A 17,901-nucleotide genomic window follows, 5' to 3' on the forward strand; every position below is an offset into this window, starting at 1 on the left:
CCCCCCCCCCCACAATTATACTTCGGAACGATACGCCAAATGTTTAAGTCTACTTTATTAGCCTGGCATACCCTGCCTGCTTCGCTCTTAACTCAAGTTCTGCATGTCTTTTTGCTTTTCTTGTCATCTCCCTCTTTAACTCATCATTTGAAAAATGCCGTTTGGAAATGCTCACAGTGAAGTTAAACAAATGAAAGATCATGTTTTTCACCTTCTTTTCTTATATTCAAATTAATTTGCTTCTGTCTTGTTCTTTTCTTTTGTTACTTTCAGTGTAAGGGATAATTTCTTTCTCCGAAGCGACCCGCAGGTTGAATTCCCCTCCAACCAAAGGCTGAAGTTTTATTCGGCCTTTTGGAAGTTGCTGGGGGGACAGACCCCCCAGCAATTCCCAGCCCCCTCCTCCCGCTCGCTCCAAAAAAAACGGCCTCCTATTTCAGGAGGCCGCGGGTTGAACATTACTTATTTGTTTAAGTTTTCCATACAAAAGTGTTTCAGTTTATCCTGTAATTTATCATCTTCCATTGCAAGAGTAAAAGTCGCCTGAATATAGCCCCACACGTCACCGATGTCAAAACGGTTCCCTTCAAGGAGGCGGGCCTGCATGCCCTGAGTCATACACAGCGTCTTTAGTGCGTCAGTAAGCTGGATTTCATCTCCCATCCCCGGCTGGGTATTACTCAGGATGCCGAAGATTTCCGGCTGTATAATATACCGGCCGACAATCGCCATATTGGAAGGTGTTTTTTCCGGAGCCGGTTTTTCAACAAGGTTATCCAGTTCATACACCGAACCATCTGCCCCGTCTACCCTGTCTCCGGAAATTATGCCGTATTTAGAGACATTTTCAGTCGCTACTTCCTGAACACCTACAATTGACTTACCATACTGTTCGTATTGCTCTATCATCTGTTTAAGCGCTGGTTTAGCAGGGTTATGAATGACATCATCCCCGAGCAGGACTGCAAATGGTTCATCTCCTGCAAACCCCCTTGCACAGTGAATCGCATGGCCCAGACCGAGCTGTTCTTTCTGGCGGATAAAATGAATATCCGCCATTTCAGCAATTTCCAGCACTTCTTTATATTGTGCCCATTTTCCTCTGTCTTTCAAAATATTTTCCAGCTCAACGCTATGATCAAAATGATCCTCAATTGAACGCTTATTTCTGCCGGTGATTATCAGTATATGCTCAATACCTGAAGCAATCGCCTCTTCCACAATATACTGAATCGCAGGTTTGTTTATTAAGGGAAGCATTTCTTTCGGCTGAGACTTTGTAGCCGGCAGGAACCGGGTTCCGAATCCAGCCGCCGGTATTACAGCTTTAGTAATTTTTCCTGTCATGCACATTCCCCTCTCCTTTATAAGGCACGTTTTCTTGTTTTTTAATGCACTTAAGCGCCTGTTCCTCAAGTTTTACAGGTAAACTTTAACTTTATGCATTCTGCCATCATCACTCAAAGGAATTTCAAACAGGGTGTCGCCGGTATTTTTTTGTTCTCCATTAATAATCAGCCTCCGTACCGTATTTCCGCAGCTGTTTTTGTTTACCACTTCCACCTCGTATCGGGAGGTGCCATAAGTGTAACTGAATGAATACCCCGGCCATTCTTCCGGTATGCAAGGGTCAATCACAAGCTTTTCTCCCCTGCGGCGAATACCGAGAATCCATTCCAGCCCTGCCTGGTACATCCAGCCCGCTGCTCCTGTATACCACGTCCAGCCCGCCTGCCCTTTATGTGGGTCAGCTGTATAAACATCAGCTGCCATGACGTACGGCTCCCCTTTATACTCTCTTACTTCATGGTCTGTGCGGGTATGAGTGATCGGGTTCAGCAACTGGAACATTTCCATAGCAAGGTCTTGTTTGCCGAGCTGGCAATAGGCTACGATGCTCCAGATCACCCCGTGGGTGTACTGGGCGCCATTTTCACGAATACCCGGAGGATATCCTTGAATATAACCCGGGCTGTCCTCTGTCTTGTCAAAAGGAGGAGTAAGCAATCGAAGAACAGATAAGTTTCTGTCCACCAGTTCCCGGTTAAATGAATCCATAGCCTGGAGGGCGCGCGTTTCCGGGGCCGCTCCTGAAATTACTGACCAGGACTGGGCAATCGCGTCGATCCTGCACTCATCGTTTTCATTTGACCCGAGCCAGTTCCCCTGATCTGTAAATGCCCTGCGGTACCATTGCCCATCCCAGCCATGTTCATTTAAAGCGGCCATCAGCTCTTCCCTCTTTTGGCGGAAATAACTGCTTTTAGCGGCATCATTACGGACCATCGGCACGTCTTCAAACCGTTTTAAAATATCGCACAAGAACCATCCCAGCCAGACGCTTTCTCCGCGCCCCTCTGCTCCTACAAGATTCATGCCGTCATTCCAGTCACCAACGCCGATGAGAGGCAGACCATGCTCGCCTGTTCGGCTTAATGCTTTTTCAATGGCACGTAAACAATGGTCATATACAGTGCCGGTTTCCTCTGAAACGACCGTCGGTTCATAACGTTCATGTTCCCCTTCCTGAAGCGGAGCACTTTTCAAAAATGGCACCACTTCATCTGCAATGGAAAGGTCGCCGGTATGCTCGACATACCTGGAAACAGCGTACGGCAGCCATAATAAGTCATCCGAAAATAAGGTCCGGATCCCCATATGTGTCTCTTCATGCCACCAGTGCTGCACATCACCTTCTTCGTACTGATGGGCAGCATGAAGAAGGATCTGTTTTCGTGTTAATTCCGGGTGGATATGAAGAAGCGACAGAGAATCCTGAAGCTGGTCACGGTAACCGTAGGCACCGCCTGACTGATAGAAGGCTGAACGTCCCCACATCCGGCATGCAAGTGACTGGTAGACAAGCCAGCCGTTCAAAAGAATATCCATCTTGCGCGATGGCGTTTGAACATTGATATGCTCCAATGTATTTTCCCAATAAGCTTCTACATCTTTTAAAGCCTTTTGGCAATTGGAATCCTGGCTGTACTTATGAATTACCCTGTCAATTTTTTCTTGTGAGGCATCACAGCCCAGCAGAATATAGACAACCTTTTCACTATCCGGCTGAAGCGTTATTTTTGCCTGTAAAGCGCCGCAGCTTTCATTAAAGGTTCCTGTTCGTCCTGAAAGCTGTTCACGTTTCATGGCAGCGGGATCTTCCAGGTTCCGGTTCCGTCCGATAAATTCATTCCGGTCGGCTGTAAACGATTTGTCCTCTGTCCCTCCTTCTGAAAACATCCCCAGAAAAGCAGTCGCCTCGCGAAAAGTTTCCTGGTAGTTATTACGGGCTGTCAAAACTCCCTTATCCTCATGCCAGTCCGTAACGATAAAAGGTGAATTGCTTTGTCGGTTCACTCCTAAAACCCATTCAGCATAATACGTTAACGAAAGCTTCCTAGGTTCAAGAGAATGATTTTTTAAAGTCACTTTTACAATCTTTACCGGATCCTCTAATGGCACATATACAGTCATTGTATGCGCAACAGCATTTCTTTCATGCTCAAATTTTGTAAATCCCCTTCCGTGAGTAACCACGTAAGGTTCTTCCTGCTCGCCTGGGGAAGCAGTGCCGCCCCAAACATCCCCGTTTTCCTCATCTCTTATAAAAAGCTTTTCTCCCGGAGGATCCAGCACAGGGTCATTCGACCACGGGGTGAGCTTACATTCCCGGCTGTTTCGCCACCATGTATATCCTGTGCCCAATTCTGATACAAAACAGCCGAAGTCAGGGTTCGCGATCACATTAATCCAAGGGGCAGGGAGATGCTTATCTTTCTTCAGGATGATCCGGTACGTTTTTCCATCTGGCGAAAAGCCGCCCCAGCCGTTATAAAACAGTAAATTAGAGGTTACATTTTTTCTCGCAGGACGTTGCCGGGGGACGGTGTGCCATTTATTAACTTTTTCGCCAGCAGCCAGTTTCTTCGGAAGTTTCTTTAAGTCCTGATTTTCAATGATCCGAAGCTGAGAACGGAGCCCTGCTCCCCAGCTGTGCAAGACCACTCTTGCAACAGACAAAAATAATGAGCGATCCTGATCATTTAACTGGGCCCCTGCAATGACATGGACACCAGCCGCCCCTTCCCCGAAACGGTCAACCCCGTGTTCCACTGTCTGCTGCAAGGCTTCCTGCAGTTCCTGGAAGTACCCTTCTTCCAGTTCGTTTAGAATGACAAGGTCAAATAAAATCCCCAGCCGCCGCAAATATTCATGGCCTGTCAGTATTTTCCCGACGAAAGCCATATCGCTCATTGCCCTGACTCTAACCACGGCCACCGGACGGTCTCCCGATATGCCGAACTGCCAAAGTTTCGATTGTCCTTGTTGATTAGATAAAATATGTCTTTCTCTTTCTCTTTTCAAAGGCGGGCTATAAAGCACTCTTCCCGCTAAAATCTGAAAGTCCATCGCTTCTTTAGGTGTTAACTGCAAGTTTCTCAGTTCAATTTCAGTGCGTGTCCAGGCCATCTGGAAGGCCCGCTCCACCATCTTGTCTGAGTTAAACCTTTGCAACACATCCACTGCTTCTTCTTCAGTCTCACCTACAGCCGTTACAGCAAATAGCTGGATCTGTTCCCCTGAATGAAGAGTGATCCGTCTTCTCATCACAAAAGCCGGATCGGCCACAGAGCCCGTTTTGCCTTGCAGTCTTGACCTAATCCCTTGAGGATCAGCAAGCTCCCGTCCACGCCCGATGAAAGTACCCCTGTCTGTTTCATACTCAACCTGGCCTTCTGTTTTTCCTTCAACAGTAAGCGTGTGGGCAGCCCAGAGCGTCTGCTCTCCAGCCTCTCTTGGTCTGCGTCCGGCCACCAGGCAGGCATTTTCTGCATCGTAAGAGGTCCGGATAAATAATTTACTGAAAGCAGGATGGGCTTCATCAGCTATAGAATGAGCAAGAGCAAGCTCAGAAAATGTGGTAACTTCAATAATTTTCGTCTCTTCCGACGTATTTGTCAGCGTCAGCCGCCTGACTTCTGCTGGCCATTCCGGAGAGACACACACTTCCATGCTTGTTTCCATTTCGTCCGTTTCCCTTAAAAACAGTGCACGTCCCAGATTGAACTGAACAGACTGCTTCTCAGCTTCCGTCCGGCCTGGCTGGAAAGATGGCGACCATACCTCATCTTTGGACGTGTCCCTGATATAAATGTAGCTTCCCCAGGAATCTTTCACAGGGTCATGGCGCCACCTTGTCACTGCCCGTCCTTCAAACTGGCTGTAGCCGCTCCCTGTATTTGATATCACAGTCATAAACTTACCGTTTGAAAGCGTGCATACTTCCGGAACCGGCGTATGCGGCGACGAATATTCTCTTACAGCCGGCTCGCTTTGCACGGCCTTTAAATAATGCTCGTGTTTACGGTTAATCGCATGATGGTCGATAACTTTCGGACGGTTCGGAACCCTTTCCTGAAGCAGCAGCTCAGCCGCCCGTAAAGCTTTATTCCGGTGAAATCTTGTCACCATCACATCTTTATGAAGCAGATTCACTAGGGTCAGCAGACTCATGCCCTGATGGTGTGCCATATAACTTTGAACCACTTTATAGTCACTGTCTTTTGGCAGGCGCTCCCTCGTAAAATCAATTGCCTCGTAGAAGCCGTATTTGCCCCTTGCCTCCACTTTTTCCAAATCATTTAAAGCGTTAAGCCCTTCTTTTTTCGAAAAAGGAAGAGATAAAACAGTCGCATAAGGGGAGACGACCAGATCCTGTTCCAGTCCCCGTTTAAATCCGAGGCCAGGGACACCGAAGGCACGGTATTGGTAGTTCATATCATAGTCATAAGCGTAATAGCCTGATTCTGAAATCCCAAAAGGTACCCCTCTCTCGCGGGCGTAGGCGATCTGCCGGCTGACAACTGCTTCATAAGTTGTTTCCCACAAGGAGCCTTTATAAGTTTTCATAAACATATTCGGCATCAGGTATTCAAACATTGTTCCAGACCAGGAAAGGAGCACCGGCTTATTCTCTGCCCTGGTCATTGTCCTTCCAAGGGAAGTCCAGTGCGAGACCGGTACCTGACCGAGAGCAATTGCAATATAGCTTGCCTGCCGGGCTTCAGAAGCCATTAAGTCGTAGAGTACATCATCAAGTTTATGCCTTTCCACGTGATAACCGAGCGAAAATAATTTCGCTTTTGGGTTATAGAGCGGCCTGTAATTCGTTTCATCAATAAGCTTTTCTATTCTTTTAAGCAGCCTGGCACCTCTGCTCTCAAGGGCCCCTTCACGTTTTTTCAACTTAAATTCCTTCAGCTCTAAAGGAGCCAGCTCCTCAGACAGAGCAAGCTGATGCTGCTCATCCCTTCTGTCTCTTACGTGCGGTTCCTTTGCCGCATCAAATGAATCCAGCCACTCGGCGATTCCTTCCTTTAAAACGATCAGACAGCCTGTCAGATTTCCTGAATCGACCGTTGACACGTATTGAGGGTTTAACGGTTTCAAGGTAATCGTATCGTACCAGTTGTACAAGTGGCCCTCCCACTTTTTCAACCGCTCCACAGAAGAAATTGTTTTTTCAATACGGTCAATCATTCCGGCCGTATCAATAAATTCGAAATCTCTTGCAGCCAGAACACTGCAAAGGTACAGGCCTATATTGGTTGGAGACGTCCGATGGGCGATTCCTTTAGGCGGGTGTACCTGAATATTATCGGGCGGAAGCCAGTTATCTCCCTCCGCAACAAAATCCTCGTAGAAATCCCAGATTTCCCTTGAAAGGACTGTAAGTTCTTCTTTTTCGGCTTGTGAAAAGTGAAACTGCTCCTCCGGCACAGGGGCGTCCATCCACTGAATGATAAGAGGAGCGACCGCCCAGATAATAATAACAGCAGCTCCAAGCGTCTGAACTAAAACGCTGCCTGTCCAGAACACTGCAAAGAAAAAAAGAGCAGTGAGAGCATAACCGCCGTACAGTCCTGATAATACCGGCGCACCTCTCTTTTCGCTGTGACGATCGACTTCCGCAGCCGGTGTCCACTCGAGCAAACGTCGTTTCGACACAAACAGCCTGTAAAGCGTACGGATAATCGCGTCCATCAGGACAACTGTCTGATAAGGCATCGTAATTAAAGTGACCATTGCCTGGGCAGCAGAATAAAACAGCCCTTTAGGATATTTGTAAAGGTGGTTCACCATGACGAGCTGACGGATAACCGGCAAAAATAACGTTGCAAGTACGAGCAGCGTCCAAAAAACAGGACTGCCCGGGAAAACAGTCAGCCCGCCTAAAAGAATTAAAAATAACGCTGGAACCATCAGGCTGCGCCTTAAATTATCGATAATCTGCCAGCGGGTAAGAATGGACAAATTGGAAGGAACGAGTTCCCCCCTGCGGTTGCGTGATTTTGGCATCAGCCACAATAGCAGCTGCCAGTCCCCTCTCACCCAGCGGTGAAGCCGTTTCTGGTGGGCAATAAATTTAGCAGGGTGATCATCTACAAGTTCGATATCCGACATGAGTCCCGCCCGCAGAAAACCGCCTTCCAGCAGGTCGTGACTCAAAAGACGGTTATCAGGAATGCGGTCACACAGCACATGGTGAAAGGCCTCTAAGTCAAAAATTCCTTTTCCTGTAAAAATCCCTTCTCCCAATCCATCCTGGTATGGATCAGATACAGCAAACGAATAAGGGTCAATTCCTTGTTCAGCAGCCCATAAGGAGGCAAAACGGGAACGGTTTGCTGCTTCATGGCTCATGCCAATCCGGGGCTGAAGTACGCCATACCCTTCAACGACCCTTGTTTCGGACTGATTCAGCTTCGGCCGGTTAAATGGCAAATGCATCGTCCCGATCATTCGGCGGGCGCTTTCAAACGGAAGTTCTGTATCAGCATCAAGTGTAATGATATACCGGATATCTTTAACCTTGCTTGTATCTCCAATCACCACATCGAAGGTTGTATCTGTTTTTCCTTTTAAAAGCTCAACAAACTCAACCAGTTTGCCCCGCTTTCTCTCCCAGCACATCCATATGTTTTCTGACTGGTTCCACACTCTCTTCCTGTGAAAAAGATGGAAAGAGCTCCCAGGGTAAGTTTTGTTAAGCCTTGTAATTTCCTGTTGGGCCGTATTTAAAAGAGCCCTGTCCCCTTCAGCCTGTTTCTTATGGGAATCCTTAAAATCTCCAAGAAGGGCAAAATGAATATTTGAATCTTTATTCGCTAAATAGTGGAGTTCAAGACGCTCACTTAATTTTTCAACTTCTTCAGGCCGCGACCAGATCACCGGGATAACGACCATCGTTTTCGCGTCATCAGGCACGCCTTCTGATAAATCATATCTCAGAAGCGGCACCGGCCTTGTCACTCTTTCTATCATCCAGTGAGCGGCGGTAACAGCCCATTCACTTGCCGGCAATAATATAATCAGCCCAAGCAGTGCCCACTCCACCGGTGTAAAGACCGCCCCGTTTGCTGCCAAAGATGCAATCACCATTCCTGCAGCTAAAAACAGGACGGTAAAAAGAGAAAAGTACGATTGAGAAGCCCTTCTCTTAACGCCGTTTTCAGGAATCGGCTTTGGTTTACTGCACATTTTTAAGGCTTTTCTTAACGAAACAAGCCCTTCTGCTTCCAGTAAATAGTAAGAAACAAAAGCAGTTTTAGGCAAATGTTGAACTTGCTGATTTCCAGAGGAGCTTGCCGCCTCATCAGCTAATTCAAGAGCCTGGGAAGCAACCAGATTTTCCGGTACGCTCATGCGCCTGGCAAGGAACTCTACTTTTTTCCTTAACGTTTCCCTGCTTGAAAAATCCATCCTGGGATAAACCCCGGAAGCTTCCTTCCTTAACGTCTGCTCTACCATACTCAGTTCCTGAAAATCCGCCTGCCAGTCCCATCTGGTCAGCTGCCGCATACTCGTAATAACGTTCCCTGTCATTACCTGGTATCCCGCCTGCAGCTGATATTCATAAGACATAATGTGATCCAGACTTTCAGGTCCGTTTTCCAGCTTGCATATCAGCCATTCACCTACAGTAGCTGAGTAATCAGCCCGTTCCCGGAGGTGCTGGACAAGATGAACGATTACAGGCCCTGAAAGAGGCATCTCGTAACCTGCTTTTTCAATTACTTCTTTTAATTTTTCCGGAGTCAAGTCTTCAGTTCTCACATCTGAGAGCATGGCGGCCACTTGCTTGCAGATCTCATGCCGCTCTTCTACTGGCTTCATTCCTTTGGCCAAATGCCTGATTAGCGCAACCTGCATGATAATTGGCAGCGCCCACACTTCGGCTATCGTCAGAACAGAAACTTCCTGGTAAGCTTTCAGATAGTCCATAAATGATTCTTTATTTAAGTCTCCGTCTGTCAGATGAACATAACCTTCACAAATAGAAAGAACCCTCAGTTCCCCCGTATTCTTCAGGTGAGGCAGCATCTTTAAATAAGCTTTTGATAAACTATCTTTTATCATCAAAACCTGTTCTTCAATAAATTCTTTATTGTCCAGCAGCCATTCTTCGGCCGGCTGGGCACATTCCGGCTGGTTGTGGCGCAGCTTGTCAACAAACGACCGCAGTTCCTCAATATGAGACTCGTTCCGTTTCCAAAAATGGGACGGGGTTTTTCTACTCAAATAAGGATCATGCTGCAATGCCGAGTTATGCGCTTCTACCTTCATCTGTTTCGCAGTTAACGTCATGTTATTGCCCCCAAAAAATCATATCTTCAGAAAAGAAGTCACTCTGAAAAAGGGTTTTCATTTTCGGGGGAAATTATTCATTTTTGAAGGTATATTAAGGAAATTTAATTAGTTTCGTTAAAGAAATGGCAATGGAACAGGGAACTGGGAGGAAAAAAATGTAAAATCGGGAACTGAGGCTAAGGAGCAAAACGCCGGGAATGTGACTGCTTGGAGAGAAGGGAAAGGCACATTACCTGCACTAAAAAACACCCGGCTTTAATCAGCCGGGCGAAATTTTCTGCACAGTTCTTCAGACAGGAGGTTATCTAAAACGTCATTATTTATTTCGTAATAATTCCATACCCCTTTTTGTTCTTTAAGAATTATGTCTGCTTCCAGAAGTATTTTTAAATGATACGACAGCTTAGACTGAGGAAGATTTACTCTTTCGGTTAAGTCCCCTACAAAAGACGCTCCCTCACTGCATAAAATCGAAAGGATCTGGAGGCGTTTTTCATCTGCGAGCGCTTTAAATTTTTTCTGGTAATTTTGCAGGTCAGTATCTTCTATTTTCATATGCGGCTTTACACTTGTTGATTTCACAATTATCCGCTCCATAATCAATATACATTTAACAGGACTGTATTATATAGCCACATTTTTCTAAAATCAAGGCATATGGCTGCCGCTGCTGGATTAACCGTCTAAGCCTTATTTACCAAATCCGGAGCCGGTTTTTTATAACGGCTGGGAGACGTCCGTTGCATAATCACTTAACCTATGAAAGGAAAGCCGGTTAAAAAGGCTTTGTGATCACATAAATTGGACTGGTCTTAAGAAGGCATCACAAACAGCAGGCGGAATATAAAGCAGGACGTCTGAAGGGCTGACCTGCATCCCTTACCCGTGTTTTGTTTCAAGCCGGGACGTTTATACATTTAATTATTTTAAATCCAGGAGGCGGAAAAGGAGCGGTCTTCTAATTTGCTGGCTGCTTTCAATTTGAATCGATTTATTCATCATGATCAGATGACCCGCCGGTTTGCCCGATGCCTAGGTTACAAAAATGCCTTGCGGCAGCCGCAAGGCATGGAGCTATCTATTCTCTTTCGGGGTTAACGTAAGCATCCTCCGCATCGCCTTTGTGCTCACTGACATTCTTAACCTGGCTGAGCCGTCCGCGACGATGCTCCCCATGATTTTCATTCTCTTTAAACTGCCGGCTGTGCTTCTTCTCTTTTTTACCCATCTGAAGTGCCCCTTTCCACTGCTTTTTCCTTTAGTCTACCGGAAAAAGGGGGTTCCTATTCTAAATGTGAAAATTCACAAAGGGGTCAGACCCCCCAGAAATTTACAACATACGTTTAAGCTTTTTCACCACCATGTCTATTTCTTCTTTGGTTGTCGTTCTTCCTGTGCTGAACCTGACAGCGCCCATGCCGACCTCTTCAGGGACATTCATTTCCTTTAATACCGGAGATAATTCTACGCTCCCGGCGTGGCACGCAGAACCCGTGGAAGCGGCTACTTCCGGCATGGCATCCAGTACTTCCTGGCCTGTTCTATTGATGAAATTGACATTCAGCGTATTTGGCAGCCTCTCTTCCGGGTGGCCGTTCAAAACAACTTTTTCCCCAAAATTGCCTTTAAGTTCTTTCCAAAAATAATCTGTCAGTTCTTTCGCCCGGCTGTCAGGCAGAATTTTTTCCGCTGTTTCACACGCTTTACCCAGCCCTGCAGCGAGCAGCGTGTTTTCAGTCCCCGCCCGGAGCCCAAATTCATGGCCGGCTCCGTGAATTAGAGGCTCCAGTTCAATGCCGCTTTTTATGTACAACGCTCCGATTCCTTTAGGCGCGTAAAGTTTATGGCCGGCAATCGTCAGCATATCCACTCCTGACTCCTTTACATCCACTGGCACTTTTCCGACGGACTGAGAGGCATCAGTGTGAAAAGCAATCCCGTGCTTTGCTGCGATCTCACCAGTTTCTTTAACTGGCTGCAGTGTTCCAACTTCATTATTTGAGTGCATCAGGCTGATAAGAATCGTTTCATCCGTAATAGCCGCCTCAATATCTTCAGGTGCCACTCTGCCGAACTCATCCACCCCTATATAAGTGACTTCAGCTCCCATTTTTTCAAGAAACCTGCAAGGGCTGATAATTGCCGGGTGTTCGATGGTTGACGAAATAATATGATTTCCCCGGTGGCGGTGTTTGAAAAAGTAGCCTTTCAAGGCCAGGTTGTTCGCTTCACTTCCGCCGCTCGTGAAAATCACTTCATTTGCTGAACTTCCGATTAACTGTGCCACTTGATTTCGTGCCTGCTGCAGAATGTCTTTTACAGGACTGCCAGCCCAGTGTGCTGCGGATGGATTGCCGTAATAATCTTTTACAAGCGGCTCCATAGCCTCTCCCACTTCCGGGGCGATTGGCGTACTTGCGTTAAAATCGAGATAAATATGAGTCATTTATCAGTGTCCTCCTTTTCGCGGGGATATGTTTAAAGAGTGTCTCTTTTATTCTACCAAATGAACTAATAAGCGGGAAAATTTGCCGTCCCCGACGTCGTTTACTGAGCTTATCAGTTTATCAGGGAGGCTGGAAATCGAGGTAACTTAAATATTTTTTTGTAAGAAATAAACTCTTTCATCTGGCATAAACCTCCCAGTTTCCACTAAAAAAACGTAATATTGTAAGTATTCAGTCAATGTGCTACGCTTATTATTAGAAAGTGATATACAACAGACCTTACATACATTTCAAAATGCTTTTTAAGCTGCTGCCAAATGAGCTGGCTTGCGGCTTCATGAAAGCGCATACCTGAACAACAAAAAATACAGGAATTAATTTAAGGAGGAACCGATATGCATGTACCTTTGGTTGTAACAGATTTTCTCGATCGGGCCGTTCAGCTATACGGGGAAAAAACAGCAGTCATTGATGGAGACAGACGGTTGACTTACAAAGAGATGAACGGGAGGGTACAGCAGCTTTCGCGGGGATTAAAGTCACTTGGCATACAAAAAGACGACAAAGTCGCCTATTTAGCACCCAACACCCTTGAAATGCTTGAGGGTTTTTACGGCGTTTTCCAGACAGGCGGCGTAATGACACCTTTAAACACACGGCTTAAACCGGCAGACTATATTTTTATCTTAAACCACAGCGAATCACAAGTGCTTTTCGTTGATCTCTCGCTCTATGACCAGCTAAAGCAGATCAAGGATCACCTGGAGACGGTTCATACCATTATTGTGCACGGGATGGCTGATGATGCAAATGGCGACTTCGCTTATGAAAAATGGCTGGGCCAGTTCGATGATGGCCCGTTTGACCGTGAACCTCTTGAAGAAACCGACATTGCCAGCCTTCTTTACACGAGCGGAACAACCGGCGATCCGAAAGGGGTTATGCTGAACCACCGGAGCAATTACCTGCATGCCCTATCAACGATGCATCACTTGGGAGTCAGTGACAGAGACACCCTCCTTCACGTCCTGCCAATGTTCCATGTGAACGGCTGGGGCTCGCCGTTTTACTACACAGCAAACGGGGCAACTCAGGTCATGCAGCGTGAGATGGATCCGGCTTTAATTTTGGAAAATATTAAAAAAGAAAAAGTGACTGTGGCCCATATGGCGCCTACCGTTTTAAATATGATTATGGAGCAAAACGCGCATAACAAAGAACCGTTGAAGCTGGAACAGGACATGCGGGTAGTGATTGCGGGCTCAGCCCCTCCTGTCGCTTTTGTGAAACGGACGGAAGAAGAGTTAGGATGGAAATTCATACAAGTTTACGGGATGACTGAAATCTCGCCATTAATTACAACCTCCCAAATCCGCTCGGAACATCTGGATAAATCAACAGATGAAAAATATACTTTAAAAGCTAAAGTCGGCTATTCTATGATTGGATCATCCGTGAGGGTCGTAAACGAACTCGATGAAGACGTGCCCTGGGACGGTAAAACAATAGGAGAAATCATTACCCGGTCTAATAATGTGATGGAAGGCTACTGGAAAAATCCTGACGCGACGAACAAAACGATCAAAAACGGCTTCCTCTATACAGGGGACATGGCAAGCGTGGATGCGGAAGGGTATATAAATATCGTCGACCGGAAGAAAGACGTCATAATAAGCGGCGGAGAAAATATATCTTCTCTTGAAGTCGAGAGCTGCCTGTACGATCACCCTGCTGTTCTCGAAGTGGCAGTCGTCTCTGTCCCTCATGAAAAATGGGGTGAAGTGCCACACGCCCATGTTGTTTTACGGGAAAAAGGGGGAGCAACTGAAGAAGAACTCATCGCCTTTGCCCAGGAAAAAATGGCCCGTTTTAAAGCACCCAAAGGTATTACTTTTCTGGAGGAACTCCCTAAAACAGCATCAGGTAAAATTCAGAAAGTCCAGCTGCGCCAGCCCTTCTGGCAAGACCGCACCCGCACAGTCAACTAGAGACGGGGCCAAACCCATAATTTACCTCACAAAGGGGTCAGACCCCCCATTAATTTCCAAAAACCAGTCCTTTCACGATGAAAGGACTGGTTTTTTGGCTGTGAGGGTTAAGGATGCCAGGCCGCCTGCTGCGACGCCCAGCCAGAAGGTGATCAGCCGGAACAGCAGCGTAAAGGCTATGGCCGCTTCCGGAGCTATGGCCATTCCAGCCAGAACAGCAATCATCGTTGCTTCGAATGTTCCGAGTCCGCCTGGGGTAAGAGGCAGAAGAGCGGCTGCATATGGCAAAAAAACAACAGCTGTTATCATAATAAAAGAGGTATCGAGATTTAATGAGAGGCTAAGCAGATAAGCTTTCAAAGGAAAAAGGAACCAGATGAGAGCTGACAGAATTACCTGCTCAGCATAATCTTTCTTTGTCCAGACGAAAACAGCCTTCCTCAGTTTTTCCGCTCCCCTTTTTTTCATCACATAACATAAGACCAGCACAGCAGCTGCCATGGCGCCCAGTAAATAAATGAAGCCGCCTGTCTCATTAGTAATCAATGCAGCGGCCAGGGTCAGGAAAGGAATCAGAGCAGCCAGGCTTATCACTTTCTGTACGGAAATGATACTAATTATCCGTGTCATTGACAGGCCAAATTCCTTTCTTAACAAATAACCTTTAGCTGCTTCAGAACCGAACTTGGCTGACGGGGTGATCCCTTCGGTAAACGCACTGATCAACAGAATCCTTACTGCCTTTTTTAACGGAACATAACTGTCATATTTTAAAAGCTTGACCCATTGCCGGGCCATCAATACGAATGTGGCACATTGAATGAGAACAATAAACATGACAGCCGGCCAATTAATATAAGCCGTTACCATCCGCCAGTCATTTAAATCGACAGTAACTAACGCCCATAATAACGCTCCCGCCATTATTAAAATAAGCATAAGCTTCTTCATCCTGCCTGCACATCCCTTTTTTTCGCCTTAAACACAGCTCCGGAAGACTCGGCAGCATCAAAGAGAACCGTTTCCCCAATCATGGTCGCTCCATTGTGAGCCGCTTTATTAGAACATTCCTCGCCTTTTGCTGAGAGAAGACAGGAAGGATACTGCTGTTCGGCAAATTGCCGGGGAGTACGGTACAGAAGCTTCCCTCTGCCGCTCCGGGCCATCAACTCTGTCAAATCTTCTATAATCTCTGTTTGAGGGATCACTTGAAGAGCAAGATGGACCACATCATAATGAGAAGGATTAACGAAACGCGCGTCTTTAAACACAATTTCAATGTCTCCTTTTTGCAGAGACCATGCTTTTACAAAACGCTCTGCCGGTTCTATAACTTCCGGGTCATTATCTATCACCGTAACTGCGGCACCGGTTTTTTCAGCAAAAAGACAGGCCGTAAAAGGTGTTCTCCCTCCTCCCACACACAGAACCCGGTCTCCATCACCTACCTTGGCTAAATCTGCTTCCTTGTCTACTATGGGGGCATAATAAAGAGCGCCTATACGAGCGCATACCGGATAATCACAGCACATTTTTTCGCAAAAACGTGTACATGCCTGAATAATCGTCATTTAAAAGCCCCCTCCCAAAGCCATCCACTGAAAAAAGTGAATCAGATAGTTTGCCATGCCGCCAACAACAAAGGCAAGGATAATCGTCGCCGCTGAAATCGACAGCGCCCATTTTATTCTGAATTCTTTAATAAGGACGAAAAATACACTCATGCAAGGGATGTAAAGGAGAGCCACAACCGAGCCCACAAACATCTGGGCTAACGATAAGTCCATACCCAGGAGAGGAAGCACCGCCAACTCACGCCTTACGACTCCAAGAATAAGTGCCACACTTGCTTCCGGCGGAAGACCCAGGAAAGACACAACAAGCGGTTCGAGAATAAAGCTCACATGGGTTAACGCCCCTGTTTCAATCGTAAGTGCAGCAAAAAGAATCCCGAAAACCATTGGTATTTCGGCTTCAATCATAAAATGTTTCGTGCGCATCATCACTTTTTTCCATAGTGCAGAGGCACTTGGCACAAGCAGGTTAGGCACTTCAATTAACACAGGATCGAGCGTCCCTTTCAGGAATTTATTTAAGACCGCCCCGCTGATAAACATTACAAAAAAAGACACGAGAAAGACCGCTAACAGCAGCACGAAAGAATGATCGCCAAGAAGGGCAATAAATGCTCCTGTCTGAGCGATGCAGGGCACAGCCAGACTTACCAGAGCGGAAATAATCAGCCGCTCTTTAAGACTCGAAGCTGCCCTTGTCCCGATAATGGCGGGAACGGCGCACCCATATCCCATGGAAATCGGAATGATCGAATGGCCATGCAGTCCGAACCGCCGCAGCAGTCCGTCTATGAGGATACCTAAACGCGGTAAATAGCCGCTGTCTTCTAAAAACGATAAAACAATATAAAATAAGAACACATAAGGTAAAATTAAGGCTATCGGCCATTCCACCGCTTTAATAAGCACCCCGAATTCGCCGACCAGCACCGAATAAAGGGCCGTTCCTTCTGTCGTCCAGTTTCCCGCCAGCCTTTCCATGAATGGAATATAGTAATTATTTAAGAGCGGGAGAAAGAAAACGCTGCGGACCGCTTTACCTGCTCCGACGACAAATGCAAGCGCCAGAAGAACAGCCAGGATGGCGATTGGAAGCCCTGTTTTCGGCTGAATTGTCCACCGCTCCCACTTATCAGTCCACGATTCCTCGTACTCAATATAAGTTTGAACTTCTTCGCCAATTAAGACAGGGGGCATTGCGTCAGTGAGCGGCGCCTGCTTTCCGTGTTCGCGTCCTGAGATCACTTTGTTAATCTCAGCAATCAGCCGGTTAAACCCTTTTCTTTTTACGGCCACAGTCGGAATAACCGGAGCCTGAAGCAGGCTGCTGAGCTTTTTATCATCAATTTGAATCCCTTTTTTCTCCGCAACATCCATCATATTCAGCAAAAAAATAACTGGCGTCTCTTTTCGCTTAAGCTCAAGAGCCAGTTGAAGGTTTCTCTCTAAATTTGTTGCATCGAGCACACAGATAATCACATCTGCCCCTTCATTTAACATCGTCATCGCTGCTTCTTCTGCTTTAGACACGGGTTTAAGCGAATAGATGCCCGGCACATCGATTAAGACGGCTTCAGGCTTAGCCTGAACCAGCTCCCCTTTCATCGCAGTGACCGTCGTACCGGAATAATTTGCGGTTATAACCCGTTTTTTTGTCAGTGTGGAAAAAATAACGCTTTTCCCTACATTAGGGTTCCCCATAAGAAGCACACGCTTCTTCCCTTCAGTTTGTACGTGGTTTTTATTTTCGTGACAGGACACCGCCATTCACCTCCTCCACTTCAAATTGTGAAGCGATATGATAGTCAATGGCTAATTGCCGCCTGCCTTTTGTTTCCACCACAATTGGCCCCCGCCATGGACTTTTCTGTTTAATACAAAATTCTGTGCCGACTTCAATGCCAAGCCCTTCAAGAAGCGGACAATCCGGCAGTTTCTTCACGCGGCACACTGTGGCGCAAGCCAGTTTACAAAGGCCTTCGTTTTTCATGATACTTCCCCTCCCCGTGTTGAAAAACGTTCTCATATATCCTTATTTTAATTGAGAATGATAATCATTCAAGGTGTTTGTTAAACATTTCACATAAACTTCCCAAGTAATTTATTCCACCTGTAGTTTTTCTTACCGGCTTAGAGATCCCTTTGGAAGATAATAGCGGCATATTAAACTACTCCGCTTCCAATATGGCCGCGAAGGTTTAATCCTTACTCTCTATTAATTCAGTTGAATGTCCTGGGGCT

Annotated in this window: 11 protein-coding genes; 1 reads left to right on the forward strand and 10 read right to left on the reverse strand. The window is 46.4% G+C overall.

Features of this window, described 5'->3' with window-relative positions:
* Window positions 1-49: 49 nt before the first annotated feature.
* The 6 genes from K8O68_RS00175 to K8O68_RS00200 form a co-directional block, all read right to left on the reverse strand.
* Entirely contained in the window at window positions 50-202 is a 153-nt protein-coding gene (locus K8O68_RS00175; protein WP_230894932.1) for a YrzI family small protein, read from the reverse strand.
* Between the two features lie 260 nt (window positions 203-462).
* Entirely contained in the window at window positions 463-1,347 is an 885-nt protein-coding gene (gene galU / locus K8O68_RS00180) for a UTP--glucose-1-phosphate uridylyltransferase GalU (RefSeq protein ID WP_230894933.1), read from the reverse strand.
* Between the two features lie 72 nt (window positions 1,348-1,419).
* Window positions 1,420-9,648, reverse strand: coding sequence for a glycoside hydrolase family 94 protein (locus tag K8O68_RS00185; RefSeq protein ID WP_230894934.1), 8,229 nt, complete (start codon window positions 9,646-9,648; stop codon window positions 1,420-1,422).
* Between the two features lie 258 nt (window positions 9,649-9,906).
* Window positions 9,907-10,206, reverse strand: a complete 300-nt coding sequence (locus K8O68_RS00190) for an ArsR/SmtB family transcription factor (protein WP_230894962.1) — start codon at window positions 10,204-10,206, stop codon at window positions 9,907-9,909.
* Window positions 10,207-10,729: 523 nt separating this feature from the next.
* Window positions 10,730-10,879, reverse strand: a complete 150-nt coding sequence (locus K8O68_RS00195; protein WP_177174211.1) for a hypothetical protein — start codon at window positions 10,877-10,879, stop codon at window positions 10,730-10,732.
* Between the two features lie 102 nt (window positions 10,880-10,981).
* Window positions 10,982-12,097 carry a cysteine desulfurase family protein gene (locus tag K8O68_RS00200; RefSeq protein WP_230894935.1) on the reverse strand — a complete coding sequence of 372 codons (1,116 nt, stop codon included), beginning with the start codon at window positions 12,095-12,097 and terminating at the stop codon, window positions 10,982-10,984.
* A 396-nt stretch (window positions 12,098-12,493) separates the two neighbouring features.
* Here K8O68_RS00200 and K8O68_RS00205 point away from each other — a divergent pair, with 396 nt between their 5' ends.
* Window positions 12,494-14,086 (forward strand): long-chain-fatty-acid--CoA ligase, encoded by a 1,593-nt coding sequence (locus K8O68_RS00205; protein ID WP_230894936.1) that lies wholly within the window; start codon window positions 12,494-12,496, stop codon window positions 14,084-14,086.
* A 72-nt stretch (window positions 14,087-14,158) separates the two neighbouring features.
* On the opposite strand, the gene K8O68_RS00210 is transcribed toward K8O68_RS00205, so the two are convergent.
* The 4 genes from K8O68_RS00210 to K8O68_RS00225 are packed head-to-tail and all read right to left on the reverse strand — an operon-like array spanning window position 14,159 to window position 17,650.
* Window positions 14,159-15,025 (reverse strand): lysylphosphatidylglycerol synthase transmembrane domain-containing protein, encoded by an 867-nt coding sequence (locus K8O68_RS00210; RefSeq protein ID WP_230894937.1) that lies wholly within the window; start codon window positions 15,023-15,025, stop codon window positions 14,159-14,161.
* 8 nt (window positions 15,026-15,033) lie between these two features.
* Complete coding sequence (locus tag K8O68_RS00215; RefSeq protein ID WP_230894938.1) at window positions 15,034-15,657, reverse strand: SAM-dependent methyltransferase; 624 nt, start codon at window positions 15,655-15,657, stop codon at window positions 15,034-15,036.
* Window positions 15,658-17,427, reverse strand: a complete 1,770-nt coding sequence (locus K8O68_RS00220) for a ferrous iron transporter B (protein WP_255716896.1) — start codon at window positions 17,425-17,427, stop codon at window positions 15,658-15,660.
* On the reverse strand, window positions 17,402-17,650 hold the full coding sequence (locus K8O68_RS00225) for a FeoA family protein (RefSeq protein WP_230894940.1): 249 nt from the start codon (window positions 17,648-17,650) through the stop codon (window positions 17,402-17,404). The genes K8O68_RS00220 and K8O68_RS00225 overlap by 26 nt, the downstream gene beginning before the upstream one ends.
* Window positions 17,651-17,901 lie beyond the last annotated feature (251 nt).

The organism is Salipaludibacillus sp. CUR1, assembly GCF_021028955.1.
Lineage (GTDB): Bacteria > Bacillota > Bacilli > Bacillales > Salisediminibacteriaceae > Salipaludibacillus.